General features: G+C 41.3%; 1 protein-coding gene. It reads right to left on the reverse strand.

Annotated elements, in window-relative coordinates; translation table 11 throughout:
- Positions 1-163: 163 nt before the first annotated feature.
- The coding region (locus RZN25_18625) for an integrase core domain-containing protein (protein MEQ6378798.1) at positions 164-412 on the reverse strand (249 nt) is incomplete at its 5' end.

Below are 412 nucleotides of genomic sequence, written 5' to 3' on the forward strand. Positions count from 1 at the left end.
ATTTTCTAACCGAATGATTTCTTGAAATTGGGAGGCTTGACAAGGAGCCTCTGTGAGCATAGATTTCTATGCCAGGAAGCCAGCTTACTTAAAAAACATGCTGGCTTGCCAAGTGAGGCTATCATGCTCACTTCTCCATGTAAAGCCGGCTCTCTATTGGGTTCTATGCTGCCACCTGGGCATTTAGTTCGTTTTCAAGCTCTTGCGGCGTTTTATAGCCTATACTTCCATGAATTCTTTTACGGTTGTACCAACCTTCAATATATTTAAACAACTCTATGTTTGCTGAGTTGAAATCTAAGTATCTAACGTGATTCACTTCTTCTTTCTTTAAGATCGCATGGAAGGATTCAATACAGGCATTGTCATAAGGGCAGCCCTTACGACTAAAGGAGTGTTCCATTCCATACGA

It is taken from the genome of Bacillaceae bacterium S4-13-56, from assembly GCA_040191315.1.
GTDB lineage: Bacteria > Bacillota > Bacilli > Bacillales > JAWJLM01 > JAWJLM01.